Source organism: Rheinheimera mesophila, from assembly GCF_000986865.1.
Taxonomy (GTDB): Bacteria; Pseudomonadota; Gammaproteobacteria; order Enterobacterales; family Alteromonadaceae; genus Pararheinheimera; species Pararheinheimera mesophila.
On sequence record NZ_LAVS01000027.1, the window covers coordinates 19472 to 35066 of the forward strand.

The 15595-nt window shown below is 49.6% G+C and carries 14 protein-coding genes; 9 read left to right on the forward strand and 5 right to left on the reverse strand.

Going from position 1 to position 15595, the window contains the following annotated elements; genetic code table 11:
* Window positions 1–17 precede the first annotated feature (17 nt).
* Window positions 18–470 carry a hypothetical protein gene (locus SD53_RS10610; protein ID WP_046520216.1) on the reverse strand — a complete coding sequence of 151 codons (453 nt, stop codon included), beginning with the start codon at window positions 468–470 and terminating at the stop codon, window positions 18–20.
* 146 nt (window positions 471–616) lie between these two features.
* Here SD53_RS10610 and SD53_RS10615 point away from each other — a divergent pair, with 146 nt between their 5' ends.
* Both SD53_RS10615 and SD53_RS10620 read left to right on the forward strand, forming a co-directional pair.
* Window positions 617–1435 carry an ion transporter gene (locus SD53_RS10615; RefSeq protein ID WP_046520230.1) on the forward strand — a complete coding sequence of 273 codons (819 nt, stop codon included), beginning with the start codon at window positions 617–619 and terminating at the stop codon, window positions 1433–1435.
* 131 nt (window positions 1436–1566) lie between these two features.
* On the forward strand, window positions 1567–4128 hold the full coding sequence (locus SD53_RS10620; protein ID WP_046520217.1) for a DUF2339 domain-containing protein: 2562 nt from the start codon (window positions 1567–1569) through the stop codon (window positions 4126–4128).
* A gap of 102 nt (window positions 4129–4230) precedes the next feature.
* Here SD53_RS10620 and SD53_RS10625 read toward each other — a convergent pair whose 3' ends face one another.
* Complete coding sequence (locus tag SD53_RS10625) at window positions 4231–5016, reverse strand: hypothetical protein (protein ID WP_046520218.1); 786 nt, start codon at window positions 5014–5016, stop codon at window positions 4231–4233.
* 341 nt (window positions 5017–5357) lie between these two features.
* Here SD53_RS10625 and SD53_RS10635 point away from each other — a divergent pair, with 341 nt between their 5' ends.
* Window positions 5358–5774, forward strand: a complete 417-nt coding sequence (locus SD53_RS10635) for a DUF3429 domain-containing protein (protein WP_046520220.1) — start codon at window positions 5358–5360, stop codon at window positions 5772–5774.
* Here the strand turns inward: SD53_RS10635 and SD53_RS10640 are convergent.
* Window positions 5763–6155 carry a rhodanese-like domain-containing protein gene (locus tag SD53_RS10640; protein WP_046520221.1) on the reverse strand — a complete coding sequence of 131 codons (393 nt, stop codon included), beginning with the start codon at window positions 6153–6155 and terminating at the stop codon, window positions 5763–5765. The two genes, SD53_RS10635 and SD53_RS10640, sit on opposite strands and share 12 nt — an antisense overlap.
* A 153-nt stretch (window positions 6156–6308) precedes the next feature.
* Here SD53_RS10640 and SD53_RS10645 point away from each other — a divergent pair, with 153 nt between their 5' ends.
* Both SD53_RS10645 and SD53_RS18060 read left to right on the forward strand, forming a co-directional pair.
* Window positions 6309–7253, forward strand: coding sequence for a helix-turn-helix domain-containing protein (locus tag SD53_RS10645; RefSeq protein WP_046520222.1), 945 nt, complete (start codon window positions 6309–6311; stop codon window positions 7251–7253).
* Window positions 7254–7442: 189 nt separating this feature from the next.
* Window positions 7443–7895, forward strand: a complete 453-nt coding sequence (locus SD53_RS18060) for a hypothetical protein (RefSeq protein ID WP_052749347.1) — start codon at window positions 7443–7445, stop codon at window positions 7893–7895.
* On the opposite strand, the gene SD53_RS10655 is transcribed toward SD53_RS18060, so the two are convergent.
* Entirely contained in the window at window positions 7892–8632 is a 741-nt protein-coding gene (locus SD53_RS10655; protein ID WP_046520223.1) for a substrate-binding periplasmic protein, read from the reverse strand. The genes SD53_RS18060 and SD53_RS10655 overlap by 4 nt on opposite strands.
* Before the next feature lie 14 nt (window positions 8633–8646).
* Window positions 8647–10923, reverse strand: a complete 2277-nt coding sequence (locus tag SD53_RS10660; RefSeq protein ID WP_046520224.1) for a patatin-like phospholipase family protein — start codon at window positions 10921–10923, stop codon at window positions 8647–8649.
* Window positions 10924–11168: 245 nt separating this feature from the next.
* Here SD53_RS10660 and SD53_RS10665 point away from each other — a divergent pair, with 245 nt between their 5' ends.
* The 4 genes from SD53_RS10665 to SD53_RS10680 form a co-directional block, all read left to right on the forward strand.
* Entirely contained in the window at window positions 11169–13499 is a 2331-nt protein-coding gene (locus tag SD53_RS10665) for an EAL domain-containing protein (RefSeq protein ID WP_046520232.1), read from the forward strand.
* Window positions 13496–14323 carry a DUF3034 family protein gene (locus SD53_RS10670; protein WP_046520225.1) on the forward strand — a complete coding sequence of 276 codons (828 nt, stop codon included), beginning with the start codon at window positions 13496–13498 and terminating at the stop codon, window positions 14321–14323. Before SD53_RS10665 ends, SD53_RS10670 begins: the two co-directional genes overlap by 4 nt.
* A complete protein-coding gene (locus SD53_RS10675; RefSeq protein ID WP_046520226.1) occupies window positions 14317–14733 on the forward strand; it encodes a group I truncated hemoglobin in 417 nt (138 codons plus the stop codon). The genes SD53_RS10670 and SD53_RS10675 overlap by 7 nt, the downstream gene beginning before the upstream one ends.
* A partial coding sequence (locus SD53_RS10680; protein ID WP_046520227.1) for a D-2-hydroxyacid dehydrogenase occupies window positions 14733–15595 on the forward strand: 863 nt, incomplete at its 3' end. The genes SD53_RS10675 and SD53_RS10680, both read left to right, overlap by 1 nt.

The window sequence follows — 15595 nt, forward strand, 5'->3', positions numbered from 1 at the left end:
AGGCAGCCTTTACTGCCTTAGGCTGTTTTGCCCTGATACTGATTCATGGTTGCCATGGCGCTGGCCCAAAACCGGATAGAGCTGGTGTCATTGCGCTGTACCGCGCTTTGCACCGCCTCTTTGGCTTTCGCCATAAAATCAATAGCGCTGTTGTCGCTATCACTTTGCTCAGCAGAACTCTCCGTTTTACCTGAATACAATAACACCCGAAACGCCTGCTCCTGATCGGCTGGAATTTTACCGCTCTGCAGCCCTTTATTTAGCCAGTCAGACAATTGTTTACGGCTCATCTGGTCAAAAGTCAGTGTCTTCGCATCCCCCACCTGGCTACTGTCTGTCTCCACCGGCTTGTCCGCTGGCGCAGCGACAGATTGCGGCGCTTTATTCGCTACCGCGGTATAGAGTGCTGAATACTGACCCGAGCGGATTTGGCTTAAGGTTTCAAAAAGATTGCTGTTGTCCAGTTTCATAGGTTAGGTCCGTTGGTCTTTAAAAGCGATAAAGCAAGATATAAGCCAGTAGTCGGGACATTATTTTGACAAGCCGGAGCGGCTGCTACCAAGTTCTGCAGACGACAGATACAATGCGGCATATTTTTCAGTATTCAGAGGGAAAAATGGAAGCTCAAAAGCTGCAACAAAAAGTACAACACCTGGTGGAGAAAAACTGGTTTAGTCACAGCATCCTGGTGCTGATTTTAATCAACGCGGTTTTACTGGGGATGGAAACTTCGGCAACGCTCATGCAAAACTTTGGGGCTGTGATCCTGCTTGCAGACAAGATCCTGCTGTCGGTTTTTGTACTGGAACTGCTACTGCGGATTTTTGCTTATCGCCTGCACTTTTTTAAAGACCCATGGAGCTTATTCGATTTTGCAGTGGTGGCTATAGCCCTGATGCCCGCGACCGGACAATTTTCCGTGCTGCGGGCATTAAGGGTGCTGCGGGTGTTACGTTTATTGTCTATTGTGCCTTCGATGCGTCGCGTAGTCTCAGCCTTGCTGGGCTCTTTACCGGGTCTGGGCTCGATCGCTATGGTGTTAGTGCTGATTTATTACGTGTTCGCGGTCATCGCCACGAAGTTGTTTGGCAGTGCTTTTCCGGAATGGTTTGGCTCTCTTGGTGCATCGTTTTATACGCTGTTTCAGGTGATGACATTAGAGAGCTGGTCGATGGGGATTTCCCGCCCTGTGATGGAACAGTATCCTTATGCCTGGGCCTTTTTTGTGCCTTTTATTCTGATTGCCACTTTTACCATGCTGAACCTGTTTATCGCCATTATTGTCAATACCATGCAAACCTTTACCGATCAGGAACATGCGGCAGAGCGGGCAGAAGATAAAAAAGCCGAACAGGCTGAACAACAGTTACTGCATCAACAACTCACCCAGATCCGGCAGGAGTTGCAAGAGCTGAAGCAGCTTTTAAAGCAATAGGAAGGCTAAACTCTGGTTCAGGCTGTAACATTGAGGTTGCAGCCTGAACCAGCCGAAGTTATTGTGAGTTTTGTGATGGAGCAACGGAGTGTCCAGATGTTTTTTATTCGATTGATGCAACGAGCGGTCTGATGAGCAGTCTGGCTTTTTTACTGGTCCTGCTGGTGGCTGCTGGCGCTGTTTGTGGTATTACAGCCTTACTGCAATTACACAAAGTCAAAGCCGAACTTGCAGCACTGAAGCGACAACTGAATCAAACGGCACCTATACAGCGTCCTGTCACTATGGCTAGCCTCCCTCAGCTTGAGCCGACTCCGCCTCCAGCTCTGCTGACGGCAGCCGAAACACCAGCGGCGATTGCGGTCCACGTCCCTGCACCATCAACAGATTGGTTGTCCTCTGTGTCTGGCTGGATAGAACAACAACTGATCAAAAGGGGCATGGTATGGCTGGGGGCACTCGCTTTAGCCTTGGGTGGGGTGTTCTTAGTCAAGCATTCGCTGGACTCTGGTTGGTTATCTCCGGTTTTACGGGTTAGTTGCGGCCTGATTTTTGGTCTGCTGCTCCTCTTGGGCAGTGAATGGCTGCATCAGCGCAGCAGAGGCCATGCCCTGACCAACTATGCCCCAGCCGCACTTTCCAGTGGTGGCTTTATTAGTCTTTATGCTGCTGTATTGGTGGCCTTAGACTGGTATCAACTGATCAGTCCTGCACTGGCTTTTCCGGTTTTGGCTCTGATTGCGCTGACGGCATCCTGGCTTTCGTTAAGGCAAGGCCCGGTATTAGCGTTGATTGGCATTGTTGGTGCTTATATCGTGCCCATTCTGGTCTCGACAGATCAGGCCAATGTTGCCGCTTTACTGGCCTATATTGCGCTGATCACTGCATCATCCGTGCTGGTGGAACGGCAGGTGAAACGAGCCTGGCTCTGGTGGTTGCCGATCTCCGCTCACTTGCTGTGGCTATTCGCCGCTATTTGGATTGCCAACAGCACTGAGTTATGGGCCTTCTGGCTGGTCCTTTGTGCCACTTTTGCTCTGTTGGTCTGGTTACCGGGCATCGGCTTTAAAGCACAACATACTGAATTTAGCCATCAGCCGATGCGTAGCTGGTGGCCACTCAGTCGCGAGATGATACTGAGCCTGGCTGTGCTGGTACTGGCCTGTTGTGCTTTGCTTGATACAACAAATCTGGTTAGTTTCACCGGACTCTTGGTGTTGGTGGTGTTGATACTTAGCTGTGCAGCGACATACAGCAGAGCTGAACTACTGATCTGGCTGAGTTTTATTCCTGTATTGTGCTGGCTGATCCGTCAACCGTTGACGTTACCTGAAGATCCATATGCACTGAGCAGCACCAGTCTCAGGCTGCACCTGTCTCTCTTTACTCTGCTGCTGATCCCACTTGTTGCTGTCGCTCTGAAATGGCCGGAGCGCCTGCAGTGGAGCAGCGCTTTGGCGGTATTGCCCATGTTTCTGCTGGGAGTGAGCCATAGCCAGGCCAGCCTTGAGGTACAACAGCAGTTACAACTGTGCTGGACTGTGTTGGCCTTGCTTTTGGTGGCAACTCAAAGTGCAATGGCCGTAAAAACCCAGTGCAAAGCAGCCGCATTTATCCGGATGGCAGGTACCAATTTTGCGCTCACGTTCTGTTTTACACTATGGCTTGCTGATGCAGCTTTAACTTTGGCGATAGCCGCTCAACTGGTGCTGCTGACCTTAGTCAGCAGCCGATTACAGCTACCTGTCCCTCATTGGCTGATCAAACTGATAGTGGCTGCAGTGCTACTTCGCCTGACCAGTGCTCCTCTGCTCGGTCATTATGAAACCGTGCTATTGGTGGGTCTGCACTGGTCTTTTGTGGTCTATCCTGTGGCTCTGCTCTGCTTTGGGCTGAGTTGGTATTTGCACTTTTCCAGCCCGCTGCGAAGTTATCTGGAAGGCGCTTTATTGCACCTGATGGCCGTATTTATCACAGTGCAAACCCAATACTGGCTGAATGAGGGTGTGGTTGATTTTACCGAGATGAATTTTATCACTCTGACTGTGCAGGCCTTTAACTGGTTGCTGATGGCCTGGGTGTACCAATGGCGCAGTAACCAAGCCGGTCGCACAGCAGTACTTTATCGCGCCGCGGCCGTCGTTTTAGTGACGCTGGCAGGGCTGGCTCATCTACAACTCAGTATGGCGGATAATCCATTCTGGCAAGCACAGTCTCTGGGTTCTTTCCCCGTGCTGAATGTGTTATTACTGCTATGGGGCTTACCCGCAGTGCTGTTTTGGGCATTCAGTCGCCAGCCACTTCAACCGCGTTTAAAGCAAGCAGCCAGCTACGCCGCGTTGCTCTGCGGCTTCCTCTACCTGACCGGGGCTATCCGGCATTACTGGCAACAGGGGCAGATACTGCTCAGTCTGCCGACCTCTGTGGCAGAACAATACAGCTATTCACTGGTGTTTTTAACTCTGGCCATCGCGACTGTGTTACTGGCGCAATGGCGAGACAGAGGCACGGCGCGTAAAGCAGGCTTTGCATTGCTGAGTCTGGTGGTACTGAAAGTTTTTGTGGTGGATTTGAACGACTTAACAGGAGTACTCAGGGCTTTGTCTTTTATCGGCTTAGGTTTAAGTCTGGTATTGCTCGGCTGGCTATTTCAACGTTTGCAAAGATCGGAAGACAAAAAACAGTCATCCTGACCCTAAATCCAGGCACAGGGGCTGGTATGCCCGCTCCTTTGCCTGGTTTGCCCCCACTCCAACCAATATCAGATTTTCTGCAGCAAACGCTGAACAGCCGGGTTAGTTGTTTAATAAGGCTTCTTGCTCTAAGAAACAACCTTTGCGCTGCAATACCTCCAGTAACGCATAAAAATGATGTTTCTCGGCTAACTCCAGCGCCTTGGCAAGGTGGTTCGGGTGCTTAGGCTTGTTGTTAAATAAGCCTTGCCAGAGACTGAAATCGGCCGGGGTTACAAAGAGTAGTTTGTCGCCTAACCGCTGCTTTAACAGATCAAACAACTCCAGTGCAGCGGCATCAAAATCAAAGGCACAATAAATCTGTTGATACTGGTGATAAAAAGGCATCAGCAAGGCTGAACTCGCTTTACTGCCAGAGGCAAAACCTATGTCTGTGTTCTGCAGAGAAAATTCCAGCGCCAGCATCTGACCGCAAACAGGAAGTAGTTCAGGGTAACGAAAAAAACATTCTTCGTTTTCAATCAGCAATAAGCTGGGTTTTGGTTGGTAGCTTTGGAATGTATCAGTGCCATCGAGCACTACAACTTCAGGTTGACGGTTTCGACAGAGCTGGTGATACACCAACTGATAACCAAAAGAGGTATTGACCTGATGTGAATCTCCGAGCTGGGCCGCCTCTTTGCGGGAAGCGGGCTGCAGCGCCTGCTGCTCCAACTGTTGAAATAAAGCCTCAGACAAAATACTGACCTGCCAGCGACCAGACCCTAACTGCCGTACTTTAAAAATCTCCGACTTCTTCTGATAAAACAGCGGTGGTAGCAACTCCAGCATACGACCATAATGCACAGGCTTGCCCTGACGAATTTGCTGCAGGTATTTTTTTAACATCTACGACTCCAGACCTGACCAGGTAGCTCCCTCACAGTCAACCGTAAAGCACTGCACTTGGCAAGTGTCGCGAAAGCTTTATCAAGTTGTCATAAATATGCCACGGAAGGACCGCATACTAACACCCAGTTAAGTGCAGACCCTGTCTCTATCCCTGTTATCTGAAGCTGCAACACTACTGCCGCCTGGCTAACCTGGGATAAAATTGATGCTTTAACTCTCTGGATTGTCCTGGATTTTTGTGAGGGAAACCCTGGTGGTTCTCCCTCTTTTTTTTCGCTATTCATCCAGAACCTGCTGAGCTGCGTATTGCTAGTCATGATTCTGAATGACGTACTGTTATGCCTCTGATCCATATTTTAGGTTACGCTGGCCTGGTGCCGTTTATCGGTTTGACCTGCCTGCAGCTCTGGCCACAGCTTATGACTTTTCCAGCTTCGTTTACCGCCTTTCAAAGTTACAGTCAGATCATTCTGGCCTTTATGGCAGGAGTGCTCTGGCCTGTGCTTTATCAACACTCCGGCAAGCTGTTTCCACTCTGGGTGGTCAGTTTTGCCTTAGCAGGCTGGTTTAGCAGCCTGCTGTTACCCAAGCAGCAACTGCTGGTGCTGGCTGCAGCTTTTATCGCCTTGCGCCTGTTTGAATACACACAGAGCAGCCAGCTTGATTATTCACCGGCCTATAACAGATTAAGAAACCATCTGACGACTGTGGTGGTTCTTTGTCATTTGCTGTACTGGCTCTCTTTAACGGGTTAATTCAAAACCTTCATCCAGCCAACCTGTGATTCCGCCGATCATTTTTTTCACTGGTCTTTGCAACTGTGCCAGTTTCAGTGCGGCTTTGTCGGCACCATTACAGTGAGGTCCGGCACAGTACACAACGAACAGAGTGTCCGCCGGATATCCGGCCAGACTGTCAGCAGAAATTCGGCTGTGTGGTAAAGAGACAGCCGCCGGCAGATGGCCCTGAGCATAAGCCGTTTCTCCCCGCACATCCAACAGCACAAAATCCTGCCTGTTGTTGCTGATGGCATGATGTACATCCCAGCAATCGGTTTCAAACTGCAATAAAGAACTAAAGTGAGCCATAGCCTGTTCTGCCTCTGCTGCTGTGGGTCTGGATACCATAGATGACATAAAGATGCTCCTGTCTGATGTAGATGCTTTGCTAACGTCAATCAAGTTCAGCCCTACTGTACTGTGCTTTACTCTCTCTCACCATTGGCTTAAAAGACACAATAAATTAGTATTAAGCCAAATCTGTCGTTTAAGACGAAGCGGAGCACAAGGATGCATCACGTTGCAATTTTATTAGGCCCAGTTGTCGCCAGCTTTGAGTTGGGTTGTGCCTCTGAGCTGTTTGCTTTAAGCCGGCCTGAATACCCTCACTGGTACCAGACGGATATCGTCAGCTTTGCCGCCGGGCCTTTAGTCGCCACTGGGGGCCTACAATTATTAGTACCGCAAATTGCGGATCTAAGCCGATATGACACAATACTGATCCCCAACTGGTCCGTCTCCGAGCCGCGCCCATCCGACGCTTTACGTGAACAGTTACTGGCGGCTTATCAGCGCGGAGCCCGGTTGATTTCCTTTTGTTCTGGCGCATTTTTATTAGCGGAACTTGGTCTGCTCAAAGACAAAGCGGCGACCACACACTGGCGCTATGCAGATGAGTTTCAACGCCGTTATCCGGACAGTCGCTATCAGCAAAATGTACTGTATTGTTTTGATGGTCAGATTGGCTGTTCAGCCGGCAGTGCGGCGGCTTTGGATTTGGGCCTGGCCGTGATACGTCGCGATTTTGGCTTTGACATTGCCAATCAGGTGGCAAAAAGGGCGGTCATTTCAGCGCATCGTCAGGGTGGACAAGCCCAATTTGTCGCTCAGCCTATGCAGAAAAAAACTAATTTACTCAGCGCGACTATGGATTGGGCTTTACTGCATTTGCATCAGCCTTTAGCAGTAGAACAACTGGCCGATAAAGCGGGCATGTCCAGACGTAGCTTTGATAGGCACTTTAAAGCCAGCACCGGCTTAAGCCCATTGCAGTGGCTGTTACAACAAAGGTTACAATTGGTGCAGCATTATTTGGAGCAGGGTCAGCATTCGCTGGAGCAGATTGCCGATCTGACTGGTTTTGGCTCGCCCTTGAACCTGCGCCAGCAATTCCAAAAACAACTGGGTATTAGTCCGCGTCAGTATCAGCGCCAATTCAGTTGCAGTCCTCTGTAACCGCAGGCCGCGCTCAAGCGGCAACGCAAATGTAAAAACATGTAAAAAACGGCCTGTTTTTGCCGCATCCGCTGCCGTTATTGCACTATCTGCTGCGTTTTTAACCACAATCACTGTGGCACCAAATTTGCTCCTTTTGCTGCAACAGGCCAAGTCAGAAGGCCCTCGCATCATGCTCAGGAGATCCCTATGTTCACTATTTCAGCTTTACCCTCGACTCTGACGCTGGACGGTCAATGGCTTAAAGCCCCCTCTTTTGGCCGCGATAAAACAGAGATGGATGACCCCTATGCAGATAAAGTCAGTTTATCCGGTGGCAGGCAGGAAGCGGATCCCACTTACCAGCAGATAGCGAAAACAAACACTGACTCCATGTCGGGGGAGACGAGCCAACAAAACAAAGAAAAAAATAATGAGCTGAAAGATACAGACCGGCTGGCAAAATTAATGCAGCAGGTGCTGGATGCCAAAATGAGGGTTGACCGGAAAAAACTGGAGGAGATAGAAGAAAAAATCGAAGCACTTGCCAATAAAGAAGGTGAGCTGACAGATGCCGAAAAAGCGCAGTTGGACATGCTGCAAAAACAAAAAGAGCAGCTCGTCAAAGAAGGCGCAAAAAAGCTGACTGAAGATCAAAGTTAATTTAGCGACTGATTCTGCTGCCGGGTTTGTTGCTGTAACTCAGCAACCCGGCCGGAATCCTGCCATTGTTGTAACAACTGACTAACTTGTCGCTGCAACTTTGCATCGGTAAAACCAATATGATGTTTAGCTTTGGGAAATAAGTCAAAGCTGCGGACCTGATGCGGCTTGAACCCTTTTTCAGCCCAGCGCCGGTAAAACGTGATCTTATCCAGCACCAGCAATTCTATCCGTCGCTGCTGCAACATCTCTATCGCCTGATCGTGATCCACGACCTCACGAAAAGAGACAGCCGTTTTCATCGCCTGCGCGAATTCAGAGCCCAGAATTTTGCTGGCATTCTGAAAACTGGCCACAGAGTAGCGACTCATATCCTGCAGGCTGTGCAATTGATCGGGAAAATCAGATAAAGCAAAAACCAGATTGTGAAACTCGAGATAAGGTTGGCTGTAAAATAATCCGGCTACAGGCTCCCCTCCCTGCCTTGCCGCCATATCCAACTGCTTATTTTGTAACATGCGGGTCAATCTGGCATGAGGCGCAGCAATAAACTCAGCCTGATAACCTAACTCAGCTAACAATTGGCGGAATAATTCAGTTTCAAACTGAATGGTATTGCCTTGTTTTTGCGGCACTGAATTTTGACTCAAACCAACCAATAAAGGCGCTTTGCTCTGTGATGCGACAGAAGCAAAACTACAGCAAAGGATCAACAATAAAGCAAAGAAAGCGTGCATAGCTGTACCCGAAGTTAAAAATTCTGCCCAAGGGATAAGTAATATCTGTCGGCGCTCCCCTGAATGTCATCCTCAGCTCTGCCATATCCCATATACACTGCACCAAAAGGACTGTCCCAACCTGCAAACAGACTGCTGGCCCATATCCAGTCAGTTTCGTTGGCAAGAGTCTCGACCTGGATCAGATTACCCTGCACCTGACCTCTCTCCAAAGAGAGCCCCAAATAAAAGGGCGAATTAACGACGCTGAATCTGTCTTCACTCATTTTGTACAGATACACCAGACTGCCAAATTTTATCTCACTGCCAAATAAATAATTTTTTGGATAACCAGATAAATTTAACAAACCACCGAGCGAAAACTGCTCAACAGCGGCCTCTGGATCTCCAGGCTTGTACTGCTCAAAACGCCAACGTGTCCGCAGAATATGCCGCTCAGATAAACTGCGTGCAGCCTGGACCTCTACCGAGTGGCTGCGGCTACGCTCTGTCCGTCCAAAAGCGGTATCGTCCAGCCATTGCCAATTTGCACTGATGCGAAAACCGCGGCTGGGAAACACCGGGTTATCCAGTCTGTCCCACACCAAATCCAGTAACGGCCCCTGCCGCTCATATCCCAGTCGGCTAAAGCCTAAATCTGCAACCCCTGAACCTGGGATACGAAAATAGCCATTCCTGTCGGTCCAGCCTGAAGTCAATCTGGCATGATCTGAAATATTCCAGCCAGCTCTGGCTGTCAGGGCAGTTTCTCTGTTGGCTAAATCGCCTAACGATAAGCCCTGGGTATCCTCCAGCGATAAAATAGTGGTTTCGCGCTGAACCTGGGCACTGAGAAAAGTAGCCGGAGTAAACACCGGCCAATACAACTCTGAACTGATCAGTTTGTCCGTCCCCAGCGCTAATTCATTATGCAGCTCAGCGCCAAGCTCAGAGATATTGGTATAAGTATAGGAGCCCGCCAATTGGTAGTATCTGTTATTACGAAAGTCATCTTCCATAGTAAAACGAAAATTCAGATAGCCCGGTCCCCAACTCTTTTCTACAGCCCGTACCTTTAACAGCGTGTTTTCACCCTGTTCATTTTTTTCCAGTTGCACAGAGGCTCTTTCCAGCGTATCAACACCGTAAACCTGGCGCAGCCCCTCCTTCAGCTTTTTGCTGTCGTACTTTTGGTGTTCTTTCAGCGCAAGACGCTGCAACAGCACCTGATCGGACAATAAACTTTGGTTATCCAGCTCAATCCGGTCAACTTCGATACTCAGTTCCTGTTCCGCCCTGTGTGCTGCCAGCCATTGTGGATACTGCTCAGGATAGGAGAAATCAGCCAGCGCAGCACGTTGCCGCTGTGCACTGGCTGCACCTGCTTTTACAGACTGCGGTAACTTCGCAAAATCTAAAGTGCCTATCTGCGATACGTCAGGGCTGATCAACAGGTCCTGCGGCCCTAACAACGCGATTTGTTGCTCCACCACCTGACGCACCAAAAAATTAGTCAGTTGGTCTGTGACAGCAAACGCAGAGTCTAACTGATCTTTGTTCAACAGCGGTGCGTCAATAGCCACAGCGATCACTCGGTCAGCCCCTAGCTGTTTTGCTACGCTGACAGGTAAGTTGTTGGCAACACCGCCATCGACTAACACACGACCGTTCAGCTCCATAGGTCTGACAACTCCAGGAATAGACATCGAAGCTTGCACAGCTTGTAACAAACTGCCCTGACTCATTACCACAGTGTCTCTGTTGGTCAGATCCGCAGCAACAGCCCGAAAAGGAATGGGCAACTGGTCAAAATGGCTGTAATTTAATACGGGACCATAGGCCTCTAAAATCAGCTCGGCCATGGCCTGACCTAACAGCACCCCTTTTGGAATTTTAACGCCGGAACTGTCCAGACCTAACCCCAAACGGATCGGATAGTCGTCTTGCTGTTGTTTGCGCCGCACGGGCATTTCATCCCGGTGCACCTTGTCGCGAAACCCAGTACTCCATTCCAGTTGCTCAAGAATACGCTGGATCTCATCCGGACTGTGACCCAGAGCATAAAGTCCGCCGATAAAAGCACCGATACTGGTACCAACAATTAAGTCGACAGGGATAGCCTGTTGCTCCAACTGACGAATCACGCCCAGATGAGCGCCGCCCCTTGCGCCTCCGCCGCCAAGCACTAAAGCAATACAAGGACGGTTTTTCACTTTGGCGCAGGGTAACGGAGCAGGATGATCAGCCGGGGCCGAAAAACATAGTGCGCTGCACAACAGGAGCACTAGCGCTGGTAGCCATTTTGCCCTCATACACAGCTCCTTTGTGGCAGTTGTCTCGGCTCGAAAGTCAAAGGATGAATTTGAATAATCAGGTTTTTCATGAGTTCTGACGCTTTGGAGTTGAGTGCAAACCGACTTATTGCTAAGGTTTTAAAACACATATCCAGACCTTCGCTTTTGACTTATGCTAGTTGAGCGAGCCCTGTTGCGCGGCTCAGAATATTGGTTTTATCTACTATGACAGCATTCAGATGCTGCTGCCACAACGAGGTCAAATGTTCGATTCATTACGTAGCAGATTGGTTGTTTCGCTTCTCAGTTTGCTGACTATTCTGGCATTAGCCAGCGGTCTGGCCACTTTAAATACCATGAAAAAGGACAGTGAGCAGCAAGCACAACAAGTGCTTAAAGTCGCTACCAATGTATTTTTGCAGGCACTGGATACCAGAGCCAGTCAGCTCACCAGCTCCGTCAGTATCTTAGCCAGCGACTTCGGATTCAGACGTGCTGTCGCAACGGCGGAACAGGAGACGATCTTGTCTGTGCTGGAAAATCATGGCAGCAGAGTGAACGCAGATTTAGTCTTGCTGTTATCGCCTGCGGGAGATTTGCTAGCCAGCACCAGTGCAGAGCTGAATAATGACGATGTGAAACCAGTATTTCTGCAAAGTAAAGGCAAGCAGTCCGGTACAGTCAATGACATTCTGGTGCTGGCAGGCCACTCTTATCAGTTTGTGTTAGTACCGGTTAAAGCCCCTCAAACCATAGCCTGGGTTGGCATGGGATTTACTTTAAATCAGCAACTTGCACAACAAATCAAAGGCATCACGGATCTGGATATCAGTTTTACCACCAACAGTGACAGAGGGAATCAAACGCTGCATTCCACCCTGGACCTGCATACCCAGCAAAGTTTGTTACCACTCTTGCCGAGCCTGATAGAAACCCGGCAGCAACCCTTTAGTACCAATGATGATCAGTTTTTATCTCTGGCATTGCCATTAGATAAGCAACACCTGCTGTGGGCTGTGTTGCATTATCCTAGTTCACGCTGGCAGGAAAGTTACCAGGAAATCCGGCAACAACTACTGGCTATTTTTGGTTTAAGCTTAACGCTGGCGTTGATACTGGCTTTTGTCATCGCACGCAGTATCACTCAGCCTCTGCGTCTGTTGTCGAATTTCGCCAGTCAGATAGGCCAGGGCCACACTACTGCCGCCTTGCCGGCCGCTAAAGGTGAAATTGGTTTGTTAGGTCATACCTTACAAAAGATGCAACAGGATATTCGTAGCCGTGAAGCCGAACTGCTGTATCAGGCCGAACATGACTCTCTGACCGGGTTGAAAAACCGGGGCGCGGCTGAACGCAAACTGGCAGATCTACTGCCATCGACAGATGTGGGCTTGTTATTGCTCAATATCAAAAACTTTCGCCATATCAATGATGCCTTGGGATTCGCCAACGGCGACTCGTTATTACAGCAAATGGCGCAGCGCCTGCAGCAGCTCAGCCCCCCGCCTGTATTAGCGGCACGGCTGGGGGGAGATGAATTTCTGTTGTTGTATAACCAGCATTTTTCCGCAGCACAGTTGGAACAGTTAAAACAACAACTGCATTCCGGCTACTTATTGGCGGACTCAGCATTAAGCTTAAAAGTCTCCATCGGCGCTTACAATATCAGCCCCGGCAGTGTTCATGCTAATGACGCCATACGGCGGCTTGATATTGCGCTCAATCACGCCAAAGACCAACCCGGTCTGGTGGCTTTTTATCAACAAGGCCAGGATGAAAGCCATCAGCGTGAACTGACCATTTTGCGTGATTTACCTGCGGCCTTGCAGCAAAACCAACTCTTTGTGGTGTACCAGCCCAAAGTGGATTTGCAACAACAGTCTTGTTGCTCAGCAGAAGCGCTGATCCGCTGGGTGCATCCGGAGTTGGGATTTGTACCGCCGGACGAGTTTATTCAATTAGCGGAGCACGCAGGCACTATAGCCTTGGTCACTGAATGGATGCTCAGCACTGTGATAGCACAACTGTCGGTGTGGTACCGGCAGAATAAAACCATTAAAGTGGCAGTCAATCTGTCGGCCCATGATCTGACTAACCCACAACTGCCTGACGACATAGCTGCACTGTTAAAGCTCCATCATCTGCCCGCGTCCGTTCTGGCGTTGGAGGTCACTGAGGGTGCAGTGATGCAGGATCCAAAACAAGTGATCCAGATTTTAACCCGGCTGCGGAATATGGGGATTGAGCTGGCGATTGACGACTTTGGTACGGGTCAGTCGTCATTGGCTTATTTAAAACAGTTGCCTGTGCACGAAGTCAAAATTGACAGAGCTTTTATTAAAGACATCGAACATAATCAGGATGATGCGCTGATCGTCAGCGCCACCACCCAACTGGCTCACAGTTTAGGCCTTAAAGTGACAGCCGAAGGCTTAGAAAATCTGGCTGGATTGGCAAAGTTACAACAGTATCAATGCGATACTGTACAAGGTTACTTTTTTTCGAAACCTTTAACCTCAGAACTGTTCAGTGAATGGCTTCAGCAATTTTCTGAAAAAAGTCCTGAATGGTTTGAGCAAGAGAGCACTTCATGAATTTAATCTTATGCAGCCTTTGTTTGCTGATGGTCAGTAGCAGCCTGATGGCCGGCTCAAAAGTCATAGCGACAGGGGGCGCAACCACTGTCGAGGGGAATTCGGGCGGAGGTATAGTGCCCTGGGCCACCATCAACGGCTACAGTAGCAGTGACGAATGGTCGCTCAATACCTTTGCCAGCCGGGTTGGTGTCGATGATTTTACACTGGAAAGTCTGGGATTCGGTGCCAGTTTTAACAACCAATGGGAACTGTCTTTCGCCAGGCAAAATTTTGCTCTGGATAGCATAGGTGGTGAACTACGGCAGGATATTATTGGCATCAAATACAAAATAGCGGGCGAACTGCTCTACACCAGCCTGCCACAACTGAGCATAGGCGCTCAGTGGAAGAAAAATCGTGATTTTGCTTTGCCTGCGGCAGTCGGAGCCAAAGATGATTCGGGCTATGAGCTGTATCTGGCTGCCAGCAAAGTATTTTTTGACGCCATAGCCGGGCGCAATCTGCTACTCAATGCAACGATTCGCTCGACGGATGCACATCAAACAGGTCTATTGGGCTTTGGTGGGGCTGGCGTGGAACGTAAACTGATGTTTGAAAGCTCGGCGGTGTTGTTGCTCAACTACAATCTGGCGCTGGGTACTGAGTTCAAACAAAAACCAAATCAGCTTGGTTTTGCTGACGAACAGCACTGGCGCGATCTGTTTGCAGCCTGGTTTATTAATAAAAACGCATCCGTGGTGCTGGGTTATGTCGATTTAGGTGACATTGCCGGTCTCACTGAACAAACTGGCTTTTATTTATCAGTGGAGGGCACATGGTGAAGTATCTGTTGTTTGTCACGACCCTGGCATTAGCTGCATGCCAACACAGTCCTGAAACGACCTTGTATCAACGTTTGGGAGGGGAAACCGGCGTTGAAAACATCGTCGATGGAGTTTTATCCGGCATCGAACAGGACCCCAGCATAGTGCATCATTTTGCTGACACTGATATCCCGAGATTTCGCCGTCTGTTGATCGAGCAGTTTTGTGAACTTGCAGGTGGGCCCTGTAGATACACGGGGGCATCAATGCAAGAAAGCCATACAGGATTTCAAATCACTCAGGCGCATTTTGACGCCCTGGTCAACCATTTAATCAGTGCCATGCAACAACAAAAGGTATCCATCGAAGCACAGAATGAATTTCTGGCAATGTTAGCTCCTATGTACAAAGATGTAGTGTATCGCTGATGACCACTCAGGTAGTTTTTCTTGACGCAGCCACCTTGGCTGAAACCGATTTAAGTCCACTGCATCTGGCTGACGTCAGTTTAACTTTGTACCCACAGACCTCAGCAGAGCAATTACAGCAGCACGCCAGCGGCGCACAGGTGCTGATCAGCAATAAAGTTACGCTCGATGCCAAAGCCATAGCTGCCCTGCCGCAACTACGTTGTATTCTGGTGGCTGCGACCGGAGTGAATATGGTTGATTTAACCGCAGCAAAAGCGGCGGGCATAGTGGTGTGTAACGTGCAGGGTTATGCCGGGACTGCGGTTCCACAGCAGGTTTTTGCTTTATTGCTGCAACTGACCAACCATATTCAGAGCTATCATCAGGCCGTACAGCAGGAGCTTTGGAGTCGAAGCTCACAATTTTGCCTGCATTTGCAGCCGATAGAAGAGCTGGCGGGGAAGACGATGACAGTGCTGGGGTATGGGGATTTAGGTCAGGCGACAGCTCGCCTGGCCGAGGCTTTTGGGATGACAGTTCTGATTGCAGAACGACCTGGAGCGAGACAGATCCGTCCCGGCAGAACCGGGTTTGAAGATGCCTTGCGTCAGGCCGATGTACTGTCGTTGCATTGCCCTTTGACAGACAGCACGGCGCAGCTTATCAATGCGAACACCTTAAGTTGGATGAAACCTCAGGCACTCTTGATCAACACAGCCCGGGGCGGCTTGATTGATGAAATCGCCTTAGCAGACGCGTTAGCGAAAGGCAGGCTGGCCGGAGCTGCCTTGGACGTGTTAAGTAGCGAACCGCCACCTGTTGATCATCCCTTGCTTCATCACAACTTGCCTAACCTGATTGTCACCCCGCACGTGGCCTG

Bases quoted from the DNA above. Each gene is read 5' to 3' on its own strand.
- SD53_RS10610 (WP_046520216.1), bottom strand. From the start codon at position 470: ATGAAACTGGACAACAGCAATCTTTTTGAAACCTTAAGCCAAATCCGC.
- SD53_RS10615 (WP_046520230.1), top strand. From the start codon at position 617: ATGGAAGCTCAAAAGCTGCAACAAAAAGTACAACACCTGGTGGAGAAA.
- SD53_RS10620 (WP_046520217.1), top strand. From the start codon at position 1,567: ATGAGCAGTCTGGCTTTTTTACTGGTCCTGCTGGTGGCTGCTGGCGCT.
- SD53_RS10625 (WP_046520218.1), bottom strand. From the start codon at position 5,016: ATGTTAAAAAAATACCTGCAGCAAATTCGTCAGGGCAAGCCTGTGCAT.
- SD53_RS10635 (WP_046520220.1), top strand. From the start codon at position 5,358: ATGCCTCTGATCCATATTTTAGGTTACGCTGGCCTGGTGCCGTTTATC.
- SD53_RS10640 (WP_046520221.1), bottom strand. From the start codon at position 6,155: ATGTCATCTATGGTATCCAGACCCACAGCAGCAGAGGCAGAACAGGCT.
- SD53_RS10645 (WP_046520222.1), top strand. From the start codon at position 6,309: ATGCATCACGTTGCAATTTTATTAGGCCCAGTTGTCGCCAGCTTTGAG.
- SD53_RS18060 (WP_052749347.1), top strand. From the start codon at position 7,443: ATGTTCACTATTTCAGCTTTACCCTCGACTCTGACGCTGGACGGTCAA.
- SD53_RS10655 (WP_046520223.1), bottom strand. From the start codon at position 8,632: ATGCACGCTTTCTTTGCTTTATTGTTGATCCTTTGCTGTAGTTTTGCT.
- SD53_RS10660 (WP_046520224.1), bottom strand. From the start codon at position 10,923: ATGAGGGCAAAATGGCTACCAGCGCTAGTGCTCCTGTTGTGCAGCGCA.
- SD53_RS10665 (WP_046520232.1), top strand. From the start codon at position 11,169: ATGTTCGATTCATTACGTAGCAGATTGGTTGTTTCGCTTCTCAGTTTG.
- SD53_RS10670 (WP_046520225.1), top strand. From the start codon at position 13,496: ATGAATTTAATCTTATGCAGCCTTTGTTTGCTGATGGTCAGTAGCAGC.
- SD53_RS10675 (WP_046520226.1), top strand. From the start codon at position 14,317: ATGGTGAAGTATCTGTTGTTTGTCACGACCCTGGCATTAGCTGCATGC.